At 47.4% G+C, this 14,565-nt stretch carries 11 protein-coding genes; 7 read left to right on the forward strand and 4 right to left on the reverse strand.

All coding sequences use genetic code 11. The features are described 5' to 3' along the window. The first annotated feature begins 36 nt into the window (after window positions 1–36). Together CRO25_RS00570 and ptsP are read left to right on the forward strand one after the other, a co-directional pair. Complete coding sequence (locus CRO25_RS00570; RefSeq protein ID WP_063565571.1) at window positions 37–1,917, forward strand: glucose PTS transporter subunit IIA; 1,881 nt, start codon at window positions 37–39, stop codon at window positions 1,915–1,917. Further along, window positions 1,914–3,674, forward strand: coding sequence for a phosphoenolpyruvate--protein phosphotransferase (gene ptsP, locus CRO25_RS00575; protein ID WP_063565572.1), 1,761 nt, complete (start codon window positions 1,914–1,916; stop codon window positions 3,672–3,674). The genes CRO25_RS00570 and ptsP overlap by 4 nt, the downstream gene beginning before the upstream one ends. A gap of 112 nt (window positions 3,675–3,786) precedes the next feature. Here ptsP and CRO25_RS00580 read toward each other — a convergent pair whose 3' ends face one another. Then, window positions 3,787–4,314, reverse strand: a complete 528-nt coding sequence (locus tag CRO25_RS00580; protein WP_079694172.1) for a type 1 glutamine amidotransferase domain-containing protein — start codon at window positions 4,312–4,314, stop codon at window positions 3,787–3,789. Window positions 4,315–4,549: 235 nt separating this feature from the next. Between CRO25_RS00580 and CRO25_RS00585 the strand changes: the two genes are divergently transcribed. The 4 genes from CRO25_RS00585 (at window position 4,550) to CRO25_RS00600 (ending at window position 7,480) form a co-directional block, all read left to right on the forward strand. After that, window positions 4,550–4,999, forward strand: a complete 450-nt coding sequence (locus CRO25_RS00585; RefSeq protein WP_161490602.1) for a hypothetical protein — start codon at window positions 4,550–4,552, stop codon at window positions 4,997–4,999. 122 nt (window positions 5,000–5,121) lie between these two features. Then, window positions 5,122–5,469: a bacillithiol system redox-active protein YtxJ gene (gene ytxJ, locus CRO25_RS00590; protein WP_064636572.1), complete on the forward strand. Its 348-nt coding sequence runs from the start codon at window positions 5,122–5,124 to the stop codon at window positions 5,467–5,469. Between the two features lie 92 nt (window positions 5,470–5,561). Then, window positions 5,562–6,575 carry a catabolite control protein A gene (ccpA, locus tag CRO25_RS00595; RefSeq protein WP_024631149.1) on the forward strand — a complete coding sequence of 338 codons (1,014 nt, stop codon included), beginning with the start codon at window positions 5,562–5,564 and terminating at the stop codon, window positions 6,573–6,575. Between the two features lie 209 nt (window positions 6,576–6,784). Continuing rightward, window positions 6,785–7,480: a 5'-methylthioadenosine/adenosylhomocysteine nucleosidase gene (locus CRO25_RS00600; RefSeq protein WP_063565576.1), complete on the forward strand. Its 696-nt coding sequence runs from the start codon at window positions 6,785–6,787 to the stop codon at window positions 7,478–7,480. A 144-nt stretch (window positions 7,481–7,624) separates the two neighbouring features. On the opposite strand, the gene CRO25_RS00605 is transcribed toward CRO25_RS00600, so the two are convergent. Continuing rightward, window positions 7,625–8,257 carry a GNAT family N-acetyltransferase gene (locus CRO25_RS00605; protein WP_079694171.1) on the reverse strand — a complete coding sequence of 211 codons (633 nt, stop codon included), beginning with the start codon at window positions 8,255–8,257 and terminating at the stop codon, window positions 7,625–7,627. Between the two features lie 271 nt (window positions 8,258–8,528). Between CRO25_RS00605 and acsA the strand changes: the two genes are divergently transcribed. Then, window positions 8,529–10,253 (forward strand): acetate--CoA ligase, encoded by a 1,725-nt coding sequence (gene acsA / locus CRO25_RS00610; RefSeq protein WP_079694170.1) that lies wholly within the window; start codon window positions 8,529–8,531, stop codon window positions 10,251–10,253. Window positions 10,254–10,422: 169 nt separating this feature from the next. Here acsA and CRO25_RS00615 read toward each other — a convergent pair whose 3' ends face one another. Both CRO25_RS00615 and rpsD read right to left on the reverse strand, forming a co-directional pair. Beyond that, window positions 10,423–13,545 carry a transglycosylase domain-containing protein gene (locus CRO25_RS00615; protein WP_079694169.1) on the reverse strand — a complete coding sequence of 1,041 codons (3,123 nt, stop codon included), beginning with the start codon at window positions 13,543–13,545 and terminating at the stop codon, window positions 10,423–10,425. Window positions 13,546–13,903: 358 nt separating this feature from the next. Continuing rightward, window positions 13,904–14,503 carry a 30S ribosomal protein S4 gene (gene rpsD / locus CRO25_RS00620; protein WP_063565580.1) on the reverse strand — a complete coding sequence of 200 codons (600 nt, stop codon included), beginning with the start codon at window positions 14,501–14,503 and terminating at the stop codon, window positions 13,904–13,906. Window positions 14,504–14,565: the final 62 nt, after the last annotated feature.

A 14,565-nucleotide genomic window follows, 5' to 3' on the forward strand; every position in this document is an offset into this window, starting at 1 on the left:
AAAGCTTACCATCTAGGATAGAAAGGAGAGGTCGCCATGAATTGGCTCGGATCCTTGCAGCAGCTCGGACGAGCGGTAATGCTGCCTACAATGGTCCTGCCCGCCGCCGCAATTTTGCTGAGTGTTGGCAGTTTGCCCTGGGACGCCTGGGGATTGAAAGTTGTTGGTGAAGTGTCTACCGTGGCCGGACACGGTATTTTTTATTTTTTGCCGTATTTGTTCGCTGTCGGTGTAGCGCTGGGACTCTCCAACCAGGCCGGACAAGCGGGACTGGCTGCTCTGGCTGGTATTGTGATATATGATCAGGTGACTCGCAATTTCGGGGATGGCACCGTTCAACCTGCTTCCTTAATCGGAATTATTCTCGGCGCACTTGCCGGGGTGACGCATAATCGCTTCAAAAGTATTAAACTGCCTGAAATCTTACAGTTTTTCGGTGGTTCCAGGTTTGTTTTGCTCATAGTTGGACTGTGCTCGGCACTGTTCTCCTTCTTTATGTTATGGATCGCACCCATTTTGCAACATGCATTGAACGCCATCGCCACCTGGGAATACAGTCTCGGCGGTTTTGGGCTGTTTATATATGGGGTCCTGTACAGGGTGCTTGTTGCCTTCGGACTGCATCATCTGCTTAACAATGTGTTCTGGTTCCAACTGGGGACGTATGAAACAGCAGACGGCAATATTGTGCAAGGGGATTTGCCGCGATTTTTTGCGGGTGATCCAACAGCAGGGTATTTTATGGCCGGGTTATTCCCGATCATGATGTTTGCGATTCCAGCGATTGCCTTTGCCATTATTCAGGAGGCAAGGGAAGATCTGAAGCCGAAAATCAAAAAAACATTTCTCACTTCCGCACTCGTTTGTTTTCTGACAGGGGTATCGGAGCAGATTGAGTTTGCCTTTTTGTTTGCGGCACCTTATCTGTTCATCGTGCATGCAGTCATGTCAGGACTTGCGATGTGGATCAGTTACTGGCTTGATATACGCCATGGTTTCTCCTATTCGGCTGGCATTATCGACTACATACTCAATTTCCATCTATCGGAGAATGCTTGGAAGCTCATTCCGATTGGCATACTATACGGGCTAGTCTATTATTTCCTGTTTAGGTGGGCGATTCGCACGTTCAAGATTCCAACTCCAGGACGCGAAGAGGGGTCCATGCTGGAAGATTGGGTAGGTAACATTCCTTATCAAGCTCCTCTTATTTTGGAAGCATTGGGCGGGAAAGAAAACATTGTGCAGGTAGAGGCTTGTATTACACGACTTCGTCTCACCGTGCATAATGATCGATTAATCGATACAGGTGCAATGAAGAGTATGGGGTCCGCAGGGCTTATCAAGCTGGGTGGTGGTAACGTACAAGTGGTATTTGGCACCTATTCGGAATTAATCCGGGAAGAGATTGCGAAGCTGCTCGAACGTGATCTGCAACAAGTTCTGTTCTGTGCTCCTGTGCAAGGCAAAATGCTGCCGATTGAAGAGGTACCGGATCAGATATTTGCAGCCAAGCTTGTGGGTGATGGTGTAGCCTTTGTCCCGGAAAAGGGAGAGCTGGTCTCACCCGTGTACGGAACGATTATGCACATGTATCCAACGATGCATGCCTTGGGCATCTCTACTCGGGAAGGGCTTGAGGTCCTGTTGCATATCGGTATCGACACATCCCAACTGAAAGGCCACTTTGAAGCCTTTGTTCAGGAAGGGGATACGGTGGAGCCCGGTCAGTTGTTAATCAAGTTTGACTTGGCTGTGTTGCGAGCCGAGGCGGCATCGCTGACGACACCGATGGTCATCACGAATCCCGATCGTGTCAAATCATGGAGCTTTGCTCCATTTAAGCAAGTTAAGAAAGGTCAGGCATCCGTTATGTCCGTGGTGCTCTATGACAGGAACGTTGGAGGGGTAGAATGAAGATACAAGGCATCAACGGCGCTGCAGGCATAGCCATCGGCAAAGCATTTGTCCTGCCCAGTTGGGAATGGGATCTGCCGGATCAGAAGATGGATTCGGTGGATCTCGCCCAAGAGTTCGAACGGCTGTACGAGGGCATACGGACATCGAAGGATGAGATTGAATATATCAAGAACGAGTTCAAGGAAGTCGTCGGTCCTGAAGAGTCCAGCATCTTTGATGCGCATCTGGCCATTCTGGAAGATCCGGTGTTCATGAACGAAATTCGTGGCATTATTGAACGGCAGTACAAAGCAGCAGAAGTAGCCGTCAAAGAGGCCATTGATCATTTTGTCACCATGTTTGATCTGCTCGAAGACGAGTATATGAAGGAGCGAGCCATCGACATCAAGGACGTGGGGAACCGTCTGTTAAAGCATCTGCTGGGCGCACCGGAAATTACGCTTCCATCGGATACCCAGCCTTATATACTCGTGGCCAAAGAGCTGTCTCCCTCTCAATTAGCGCATTTGAATCCAAGCCACGTGCTGGGTATTGTGACACTTATTGGAGGCAAAACGTCACATTCGGCAATTATGGCTCGTGCCCTTGGTATTCCTCTCGTTTCCGGTCTGGAAGCGAGTCTTGGCATGCCGGTGGAGACCGGAGATATGTTGGTTGTCGATGGAGATAATGGCCTCGTATTTACGGAGCCGGATCGCAAGACGATTGAACGTTACACGATGATTCGCAGCAAACAATTGAAGAAAAAAGAGCAGCTGCAGGTACTTGCAACAGTGGATGCCGTAACCAAAGACGGTTCCGTTCTGCATCTGGCTTCTAACATCAGTTCCGTCAAGGAACTGGATATGGCACTGAAACATGGGGCGAAGGGCGTGGGGTTGTTCCGGACAGAGTTCCTATACATGGACCGTGCTACGTTCCCGGGTGAGCAGGAACAGTATGAGGTTTATCGTCTTGTCGCTGAGAAAACTGCAGGACAGTCTGTCGTTATTCGTACGCTCGACATTGGTGGTGACAAGCAGCTAGACTACTTTGAACTGCCAGAAGAAGATAATCCATTTCTCGGATATCGTGCGATTCGGATCAGTCTGGACCGTAAAGATCTGTTCAAAACACAGCTCACAGCCATTCTGCGGGCCAGTGCTGCGGGCAATGTCAAAATTATGTACCCGATGATCTCTTCGGTAGAAGAACTTCAGGAGGCCAATGAAATCCTGCGTGAAGCGATGTCTGATCTGGACGAGCGCGAATTGCCGTACGATCCACATATACAGGTGGGCATCATGATTGAGGTTCCGGCAGCGGTGATGATAGCCGATTTGCTTGCCGAAGAAGCTGATTTCTTCAGTATCGGTACGAATGATCTCGTGCAATATGTACTGGCTGTAGACCGAATGAATGAGCAGATTGCACATATGTATCATCCGTATCACCCGGCTGTATTACGCATGCTTCGCGCAACAGTCGATGCAGCTCATACGGCAGGCATTGATGTCAGTGTATGCGGGGAGATGGCAGGAGACGAACGTTCGATTCCCCTATGGCTGGAGCTCGGGATCAGCAATCTGAGCATGTCTCCACAATCCTTGCTGCGTGTGAAGCACAGAGTATTGAATACGACGGCTGCTGCTGCCAAAGAGGCTGCCCATGATTGCTTCAGCCTGCGGACAAGTGCAGACATCGAAGAGCGTCTACAGGTCTTCAATGATTCGATGGGCAGTCCGGATGAACAGAGTGGATCGAATGCATCTTGAATGGGTTATTTTCAAATAAATACCTTTAAGTGAAAATATTAACTTTTGTACAATTTTGGAAAATAGTCTTATTTTAACGATAAAGCCCCACGCCAAGGCGTGGGGCTTTGTTTTATTTTTCAGCAAGTGCATCGCAAAATGCTTTGCCATACGGCGGAAGATCAGGTGGACGGCGAGCTGAAATGATGTGTCCATCCACAACAACGGCTTCATCTTTCCAGATGGCTCCGGCATTTTCCATGTCATCCCGGATACCCGGTGTAGAAGTTACCGTAACCCCGTCCAGTATTTTGGCGGATATCAGTACCCAACCTGCGTGACAGATCTGTCCAATCGGCTTACGATCCGCATGCATTTCCTTAACGAGCTCAAGTACTTTGGAATAGCGACGAAGCTTGTCCGGTGCCCAGCCCCCGGGTACAAGGATACCATCATAGTTTGAACTATCCAATTCATCAAAACTGTATTCCGCCTGCGCGGGAACACCATATTTACCAATGTAGGTTTTGCCTTTTTTCTCTCCGGCGAGATGCACCTCAGCGCCTTCTTCACGAACACGATGTACCGGATACCACAGTTCCAGATCTTCGAATTCTTCATCGACCAGGGCGATGACTTTTTTGCCTGTTAATCTCATCATCATCTCTCCTTTTGCGGTAATTAGCACATAGCGTCTTTATTGTAACAGATTCTCATGTTGACTTCATCGTCATGCAATCTCGCCATTGGGGAAGCGATTACATCTCAATGAACGCCTACATTCGACAACCTTCATCTGGAGACAGTGGTAATTTGTGCAACCTCTGGTTTATAGCAGGATTTGAGCGGAAATAGGTCGAATGGTATCTGTATAAGAGTATAGAACGAATGAGGTGATGACTGTGCGTAAGACGTGCAGATGCGGACATGTAATGGAACTGGAATTAAGAACGGTGGTATATGCCAAAAAGGTGGAGATTCGTAACGTACCTGTATTTGCTTGTACAGACTGTGTTTCCTATGAAGTGCTTCAGCCGGTCAAGCCGGATTTGAAAGAGTGCATCAGTACACTCGGTGAACAGCCAGCGAAACAGGATGTATCGTTTGGAGAGCGAAATGAACTTGCGGATCTCTTCCATGAACAACTGCTGGCTTGGCCAGACGCTTCGGATCGTGAGATGGAGCATCGGATGCAACGTGCTGTGGAGGAGAGAATTAACCTGCTGCTGGATATTATGGGTTACGCCCAAAAGTCTAATGATGAAGAATGGATCGAGACAACACAGCGCAGATTAGGTCAATTATCCGGTTTTGTATGGCAGGCGCACTTCTCGAATGCTGTCTAATTTTGACGTGCAAAATGCTTGTTTTCATGAAAATTGGCTTTTTCGCCCGCTTTTTGTTAAGATATCGTAGAGTGAAAACGCTCAACATAGCGGTAATCCTGGTAAAGGGGGATGTATATCAAATGGCTGACATGACTAAAATGACAAGTATTGAACAGCTAAACTCCGCAGTGGAGGCTACCGAGGATCAACCCTTGCTTCTGTTTAAGCATAGTACACGCTGCCCGATCAGCGCGAACGCCTATCAGGAGATGAATGATTATTTGCAAAATAGTCCAAGTGAACAAGTGAAATACGGTATCATTTATGTAGTGGAAGATCGCCCTGTGTCCAATGAAGCAGCGGACAAGCTGGGTGTTAAGCATGAATCTCCGCAGGCAATTCTAGTCAAAAAGGGAATTCCTGTATGGCATACTTCCCACTCGAATATTACTTCAACCACAATCACGAAAGCACTGCGTGAGTCCTAAAGCCTATTTTAATTGATTAATGCATAAATTTGTCGTAATATAAATCTTAATGAAAATGGTATGAAAATTTACTGGTAATGGAGAGAAGTACTGTGACGGTAACCATTTATGATGTGGCACGTGAGGCCGGTGTCTCTATGGCAACGGTATCACGGGTTGTTAATAATAACCCTAATGTTAAGCCACAGACACGCAAAAAAGTATATGAAGCCATCGATCGGTTGGGATATCGTCCGAATGCGGTAGCCAGAGGCTTGGCGAGCAAGAAGACAACCACGGTCGGGGTCGTTATTCCGGACATTTCGAACTCAACCTTTGCAGAGATTGCCCGCGGGATTGAAGATATTGCGAATATGTATCACTACAACATTATTTTGTGTAACGCGGATAAAAAGAAAGAAAAAGAAATTCGTGTAATTAACACGTTGCTCGAGAAACAAGTGGACGGTCTGCTCTTCATGGGTGGAACTGTGACGGACGAGCATATTCAGGCGTTCCAATCAGCGGCTGTGCCGATTGTTCTCTGTGCAACAAGTGACGAGAAGGGCACGTACCCTTCTGTAGATATTGACCATGAAGCAGCGGCATTTGATGCTGTAAATACGTTAATCCGTCATGGACACAAGGAAATCGCAATGATCAGTGGTACACTGCAAGATCCTGCCAACGGTTATGCTCGTTTCCAAGGGTACAAGAAAGCGCTTGAAGCAGCAGGTATGGAATATCAGGAGGATCTCGTACGTATTGGTAACTATCGTTATGAGTCCGGTGTAGAAGCGATGAAGTATTTCCTCGGATTGAAGAAAAAACCATCGGCAATCTTCGCTGCAACAGATGAGATGGCGATTGGTGCTATTCACAGCATTCAGGATGAAGGTCTGAAAGTACCGGATGACTTCTCCATCATCAGTGTGGATAACATTCGTATGGCTTCTATGGTCCGTCCTCAGTTGACTACTGTAGCTCAACCGATGTATGACCTGGGCGCTGTAGCGATGCGTTTGCTGACCAAGCTGATGAAGAAAGAAAATGTGGAGAACCCACGGGTTATTTTGCCGCATGAAACGATTCTTCGTCTGTCTGTAAGCCATGCAGACGTAGTTTAAATACAGGCTTTGATGGTTCATCGTCATTTCTGATTGAAATGGAAATGATTTAAGAAAGGGAGAAGGCATTCTCTCTACATAGTGGAATGACGAAAGCTCCGGAAACGGAGCTTTTGTGCTGAATGGGGCTTTGGACGTTGACGGAGAAACATACTTGGAGGGAAACGACTCCAGGTTTACATGCAGAATGCTATATAGGAGGTCATAACATGCGTGAAACGATCGGTATCATTGGTGCAATGGATGAGGAAGTAGAACTTCTCTTGGCTGGTATGAAGCAACTAGAGACTGTAAAACAAACCGGTATTACCTATGTTGCAGGCGAATGGCTGGGTAAGCAGATTGTAGTCTGCAAATCAGGCGTAGGGAAAGTAAATGCAGCTGTGACAACACAGATTTTAATTGATCGTTTTCAGGTTAACCGTATTATTTTTACGGGTGTTGCGGGTGCAGTTAATCCGGAGTTGAACATTGGAGATATGGTCATCTCTTCCGAATGTGTACAGCATGATATGGATGTGACCCCACTTGGATTTGAGCGCGGGGTTATTCCTTACCAGGAGACGTCCGCCTTCCCAGCGGAAGCATCCCTTATCGCATTAGCTGAAGAAGCCTGCAAAGCGCAGGGAGCGAACTATCTGATCGGCAAAGTGCTGTCAGGAGATCAATTCATTGCAAGCAAGGATACGGTGAAAATGCTGTATACCGAAATGAATGGGGCATGTGCGGAGATGGAGGGAGCTGCCGTAGCGCAAGTGAGCTTCATGAACCGTGTTCCGTTCGTTATACTTCGCGCAATGTCTGACAAAGCAGATGGATCAGCACATGTGAACTTTGCCGAGTTTACTGTGGAGTCTTCCCAGCGCTCTCACCGTATTGTTGAACATATGCTGGAACATATGTAACCCCATAAGCTATACGCATGTTGAGCATGATAAAGGCTTAAAAAGCAACAAAAAACCGCTTATTCGTAGCAGATCATCCATGATGAACCTGTTCGCGAAGAGGCGGTTTTTCTATGTATACGTATTATCCATGTGCATTCGTAATTAGTACATAAACCGATGGCGGAATCGCACGCGGTCGAACTGTTCTTCCGATTCCAGGGGTACTTGGCTGCCAATGCGGACCATGAGGCAGTTTGCCGGATGTGAACAAATCTCGGGATCATCGGTGGCGTACCAGGTCATGTCTACGGTTTGCATCAATTTTTCCATCATCTTGCGGTAATCCCATACGGAAAGGGCGCTGCCCTTCAAATCCCAATGCCAGTAATATTCCGTTGTGAATATGATATATTTCTCCATCTGTCCATTTTCAAACGCGGTGAGCAGCATTTCGCGCCCAATCCCGAGAGAGCGATAGGAATCCGCAACCTCAATGGCGCCCAGCTCAATTAGATCGGTCATATTGCCCTCCGACCAACGCTCGCAATCATCTGCATAATGGAAAGTTACATAACCGACAATGGTCTCATTTTCCCGCGCAATGATGATTCGACCTTCGGGCAATGCGGCAATTTCGGCCAATGCCTCCTGTTGTTCCGAAGGGCGCCGGAAGGCATCCAGATCGGAATGAAATTCAAGCTGCGTAATCGTCTCGGCCTGAACTGGTCCCTCAATGGTGATTCGGTGGCCGGACTTGAAGATGGAACGCATATGATGCTCCTTAATATGCTCCATAGTTCATGCTCCTCTCTCCCCCTACTTATAGCAAAAAACCAAAAATTTGAAAAGCCATAGACGATGATTGAAAAGATTTGCTATAATTGCGTAGACAAAAAATGTTCACAAATCAACTGCAGTTTGGGTTCATCGGTTTGGCCTGGCAAGTACATGATGAGAAGTTCTCTCTACTAATGTAAGCGCTAACTGGAAGTTCAGTCAACACAAAGGCAATCAGAAGTGACCCATATTGGGAATCGAAATGTCGAGTTGAAGGAGGCTGGCAAGCATGAGTCAAGCACATGGTGAGATGCTGCAAACGGTTGTGTCTGAATCTAATCTGGGCGATTACACGGAGGCCCGAAGCCGGTTTGATTGGGAATCGGTCGAAAGGCACTTTACGTGGCACGCCAGCGGGAAAGTCAACATGGCACATGAAGCGATTGATCGTCATGTGCTGGAAGGAAGAGGCGGGAGAACGGCGCTATTATACAGTGATGCTACGCGTGAAGAGGCATACACGTTTGCTGACTTGAGTGAGCAATCGAGTCGCTTCGGTAACGTTCTCCGCAAATATGGTATTGCTAAGAGTGATCGGGTATTTATTTTTATGCCTCGCAGTCCTGAGCTCTATTTCAGCCTGTTGGGCATATTGAAGGTTGGGGCTGTTGCAGGTCCTCTATTTGAGGCCTTTATGGAAACTGCGGTGAAGGACCGACTGGAGGATAGCGGAGCTGTAGCCCTGGTGACAACCCCTCAATTGCTGGGGCGAATCAAACGTTCCGAATTGCCTGAACTGAAGCATATTTTTGTTGTGGGTGGCGGTCCGCAGACGGAAGAAGGACTCATCGACTTTGATGCAGAGATGTCGGCAGCTTCGGATGATATGGAAGTGGAGTGGCTGACTCGCGAAGACGGACTGCTGATTCACTATACTTCCGGCTCTACAGGCAAACCGAAAGGTGTATATCATGTGCAGAATGCGATGATTCAGCATTATTACACCGGCAAGGTTGTACTCGATTTGCGCGAGGATGACGTATACTGGTGCACAGCCGATCCGGGTTGGGTAACAGGTACCTCCTATGGAATTTTTGCACCATGGTTGAATGGTGTGACCAACGTTATTCGTGGGGGACGTTTCAGTCCGAAAGACTGGTACAGCACCATTGAGAAAAACAAAGTCAGCGTATGGTACAGTGCGCCGACGGCTTTCCGCATGTTGATGGGAGCGGGCGAAGAGACCATTGCCCAGCATGATTTGAGCAGTCTCCGTCACGTAATGTCTGTAGGTGAGCCACTTAATCCCGAAGTTGTCCGTTGGGGCTGGAAAGCCTATGGACAGCGAATTCATGATACCTGGTGGATGACGGAGACGGGTGGACAATTAATCTGTAACTACCCGGGCATGCCAATCAAACCAGGTTCCATGGGTCGTCCATTACCGGGAATTGAAGCAGCCATTATTGATGATCAAGGACAGGAACTGCCGCCCTATAGTATGGGGAATCTGGCTATTCGTACATCCTGGCCGTCCATGATGGCGAAGATCTGGAATAACCCGGCCAAATACGAGGAGTACTTCCGACTTTCTGGCTGGTATGTTTCCGGTGATTCTGCTTATATGGACGAAGATGGCTACTTTTGGTTCCAGGGTAGGATTGATGATGTTATTAACTCTTCAGGCGAACGCATTGGCCCCTTTGAGGTGGAGAGCAAGCTCGTGGAGCACCCTGCGGTAGCAGAGGCAGGCGTTATCGGTAAACCAGATGTAACTCGCGGAGAGATCATCAAGGCCTTTGTGGCACTGCGTGAGGGCTATGAGCCGACACCGGAGCTGAAGGAAGAGATCTATCGATTTGTAAAAGAGGGCTTGTCTGCTCACGCTGCTCCACGTGAGATTGAGTTCAAGGATAAACTGCCCAAGACCCGCTCCGGCAAGATTATGCGCCGTGTGTTGAAAGCTTGGGAGTTGGATCTGCCCACAGGCGATCTATCGACCATTGAAGACTAAAGCATAAACCAGCGGATACAACGTGTCTGCTTGTCCCATGATTCCCATACAAAGCCTGATCCGTGTCTCATTGCGGATCAGGCTTTTACTTTTGGATATCAATGAATAACAAAACCCCATCCTCATGATGCGAGAATGGGGTTGAGAGGGGAGTTATGATAACTCTGTATTACGGTTGGAAATGCACGGCTCCGGACGGCTCGGATTCGCCTATGCTGTTGCTGGCGGATACCTTGAACCATCCACTGGTGGATGCAGGTACTCCGTAGTCCATGGAGGTCCCTGAAGTTGTGCCAATTTTGGTGTAAGGGGCTGACCCTGTCTCACTAAAATATACAGCATAACTTTGAACACCATCTGATTCCGGATTGGAGGCCCACTGAATGCGCAGTCCTTGGGAGAGCGCCGACACGCTCACTTGGCCCGGTGTAGCCGGAGCCGTAGTAGCGGCGTTCTCATTCTGAGAGTCTTCCGGTGTAACGACTGTTCCCGGAACATTAATCGGTTCATTTATTTCTTCATCTGCAGGAGGCTCTACCATTCCCGCACTGCTAACTGCTGCGCTAGGAGCAGACTCACGACCAGCTACATCCACTGCTGTCACGTAGAACGCAAAGTTTCCACCTTGTGCATATGCGGTGAATGATCTGGACTCACCTGTCAGGACAACCTGCCCCTGATTCTGGAATCCGGCGCCATTTACTGAGCGATACAGGCGATAACCAACGACGTCACTTTCCGGTGTTGCGTTAAACGTAATCACAGCGTTCCCGTTGGCAACGGAAATTCTCACATTGCCTGGTGCATCTGGTGCTTTGCCGTTATCCGTTCTTGGATCGATCTGTGTCGGCATGTCTGCATCGGCATCTTCCGGCAGGTAATATGCAAGTGATTCGTGACGACTCATGCGTGAGAATGCACTTTGCAGTTCCTTGATGAGATCAGAGATCGGTTTCTTGCGTTTGACGACGGTTTTCTCTTTCGTCATATCTCCAGGTGTTTCATCACGCGGAATGTAGTTGACACCATTGTAAGTGATATATTTGGCTTTTGCGACACCATCATCGCTGTCCTTCGGCACAAATTTGCTATTGAAAATATCAGTGACAAATCGGTCAGTCAGAGATGTTGGCAATTTGCCGCTATAAGCCGATACAGTTCGTGTCTCGATCCCGGATGGTTTCTTGAACGAATCGGTAACGAACATCTCTTTGTCTGTAGCGATGACTTGATTCATGATTTGCGTCCACAGCTGCTGTGCACGTTTCTTCTGTGATTTGGTCTCGAGCGTGTTTATCGGCTGTTTGTATCCAACCCATACACCCAATGTGACATCCGGCGTATAGCCTTCAAACCAGACATCCGCATAGTTTTGGGTTGAACCCGTTTTGCCTACGATAGGCACACTCTTGGAGTACTTGTAATTTTCACGAACTTTATCGGCTGTACCTTCTGTAATAACGGTACGTAGCATATCTGTCATCAGGTATGCCGTCTGTTCTGAGAAAGCTTGAACAGGCTCTGCATCGTGTTTATATACGATATTCCCTTTTGAGTCTACGATTTTGCTAATCATATAGGAATCATTGTACACACCATTGTTAGCAATGGCTCCATAGGCATTGGTAAGCTCTTCAACGGTAACACCGTACTGAAGTCCTCCAAGAACACCGGTCTGAGCTTGGTAATCTGCCGGCTGGATGGTGGTAATCCCCAGCTTCTTGGCAAAAGCCCATGATTTGTCGATACCAACTTCTTCGTTGAATAGCTTAAGCGCAGGCACATTTAGCGAGTAGTTGAGTGCTCTACGGGCAGTCACAAGTCCCTGGTAGCGATTGTTGGCATTTTTCGGAATATGGAATCCGGTCTGGCCGTCTTTCAGAATTATCGGTGAATCGTCAATAATGGAAGCCGGTTGAACAAGCCCTTCATCCAGTGCAGGCAGATAAGCGGCAATAGGTTTCATAGTTGAACCTGGCTGACGCACCATTTGAGTTGCATAGTTCATCTGCTCATCCTGGAAATTACGGCCTTCAATCATGCCGAGAATGGCTCCTGTTTTGTGATTGATCAACATGGCAGCAGTCTGTTCTTTTCCCTTCACGGGATCGTCAGCAGCGAAATTACTGTCATCTTCGGCAATGGTACGCATTGTTTTGTAGATACTTTTGTTGATCGTCGTGTAGATACGATATCCGCCTGTACGCAATTGCTGCTGAGCTTCTTCCAGCAGAGCACTGCTTTCTTTTTGCGGTGTATCGGTATCCGTATCCTTGGCTGTATCCGCATTGGCATCAGTGCCTTCAGCCTTATCCGAATTCAGTTTCTTCATTAAAATCTGTGCAGCTTGTCGCTCTGTTTCCATCATAAGGTATGGATAAGTATTGTAAGCTTTGATGGTTTTGGGTGCGAGTGAACTCTTGATGTCAAAAGCAAGAGCTTCGTCATACTCGGACTGATTAATTTTGCCCAGTTCCAGCATACGGCGCAAGACCAGATGCTGACGATTGATTGCACGCTCAAAATTGTCCTCAACAAAGTCGCCTTTTCCATTAAAGGCAGAGTAAGAGGAGGGGAGCTGAGGCAATCCGGCAAGATAAGCAGCCTGAGCTGTGTTTATTTTGCTCAAATCATTAATATTGAACAGTCCTTTGGCAGCTGCCTTGACTCCATATACATTATATCCACTGGAGCCGTTACCAAAAGGAACCTTGTTCAGATACGCTGTCATAATTTCGTCTTTGGTCAGGAAACGTTCGAGTCGAAGCGAAAGTAATATTTCTTTCACTTTCCGGTCTTCGGTTCGATCCAGATTGAGGAATACACGCCGGGCCAATTGTTGAGTCAGTGTGCTACCGCCTGTTTGAACAGATTCTTTCAGCACTTTCTGTTTCACGGCACGGAGCGTTCCGCTCATGTCTACACCTTTATGTTCGTAAAAATGATTGTCTTCAATCGAAATGACTGCATCAATAACGTTCTGTGGGATCTGGTCAAAGGTGACCGGACGCCTGTCTTCTTCTGTTCGTAATTGACCGATCGGGCTGCCGTCGGCAAAGTAAGCAAAGCCTGTGATGGAGTTTTCGCTGACTTTTTGTTCAATCAGCGCCCTTGAACGGACGGGTTCGTCTTTCACAATGGAACTGACGTATCCCATTAGAGCACCGCCTACAAATAGTACCCCCATGAATCCAAGGACAACCATCCATTTGACGAAACTACCCAGTCTGCGGGCAAAACTGCGCTTGCGGGCAGGCTGTTCATCGGGCTTTTTCTTATTAACATCAACCATTCAGTGTCTTCCTCCTTTTAACAGCACTTATTATAGCATAAAAAGGCTGGTTTGCATGCCTGAGAAATACAAGCAATGGTCGAAAATTGCCATTCTTTCTTGGATTATGATATATATCATGCGGAATTGAATTACATATCATGAGAAGTCATGGAGAATTTCAATAAAACGTGGAAGTATTGAGCGTCCGAGTGTGGATGAAAATAGACGACTATGTATAGGAAAGAGGCCATATCCTTGTATTAGGTGCAGGTACGACCTCTTTTTTTTGCTCTTTGTTTCTCTCGAAATAAAAAAAACAGCTGCCGAGAAAATCTCGGACAGCTGTTTGGTGTGAAGCTTAATGAAATTCCAACGATTAACGGTTGTAGAACTCGACGATTTGTTTTTCGTCGATGTCTTGGGACAATTCCGAACGCTCAGGCAAACGGATAAATTTACCTTCCAGAGCAGTATCGTTGAATTCTACGTATGCCGGAAGATGCGAACGGTTTTCCAAAGCTTCCTTAACGGAAGAAAGACCGCGGCTTCTTTCACGCAGGCTGATAACGTCGCCAGTGCTTACTTGGTAAGAAGCGATGTCAACTTTTTTGCCGTTTACAGTTACGTGACCGTGGGATACCAACTGACGCGAACCAGCGCGGGAGTTAGCGAATCCAAGGCGGTATACGAGGTTATCAAGGCGGCTCTCAAGCAAGAACATGAAGTTTTCACCTGCGATACCTTGCATTTTTTGCGCTTTAGCAAAGAGAGTGCGGAATTGCTTCTCGCCCAAACCGTACATGTGACGCAATTTTTGTTTTTCTTGCAATTGCATACCGTAGTTGCTGATTTTTCTCCGTTGGTTAGCTCCGTGCTGACCTGGAGGGAAAGGACGTTTCAATTCTTTGCCTGTTCCGCTCAGGGAAATGCCGAGGCGACGGCTCAATTTAAATTTAGGACCAGTGTAACGTGCCATGTTTAAAGTAGCTCCTTTTTAGTTAAAGTTCATATAGGGCTCTGTTTGCGCTCCAATTTGTT

Source organism: Paenibacillus sp. RU5M (assembly GCF_900221055.1).
GTDB classification, from domain to species: domain Bacteria; phylum Bacillota; class Bacilli; order Paenibacillales; family Paenibacillaceae; genus Paenibacillus; species Paenibacillus marchantiae.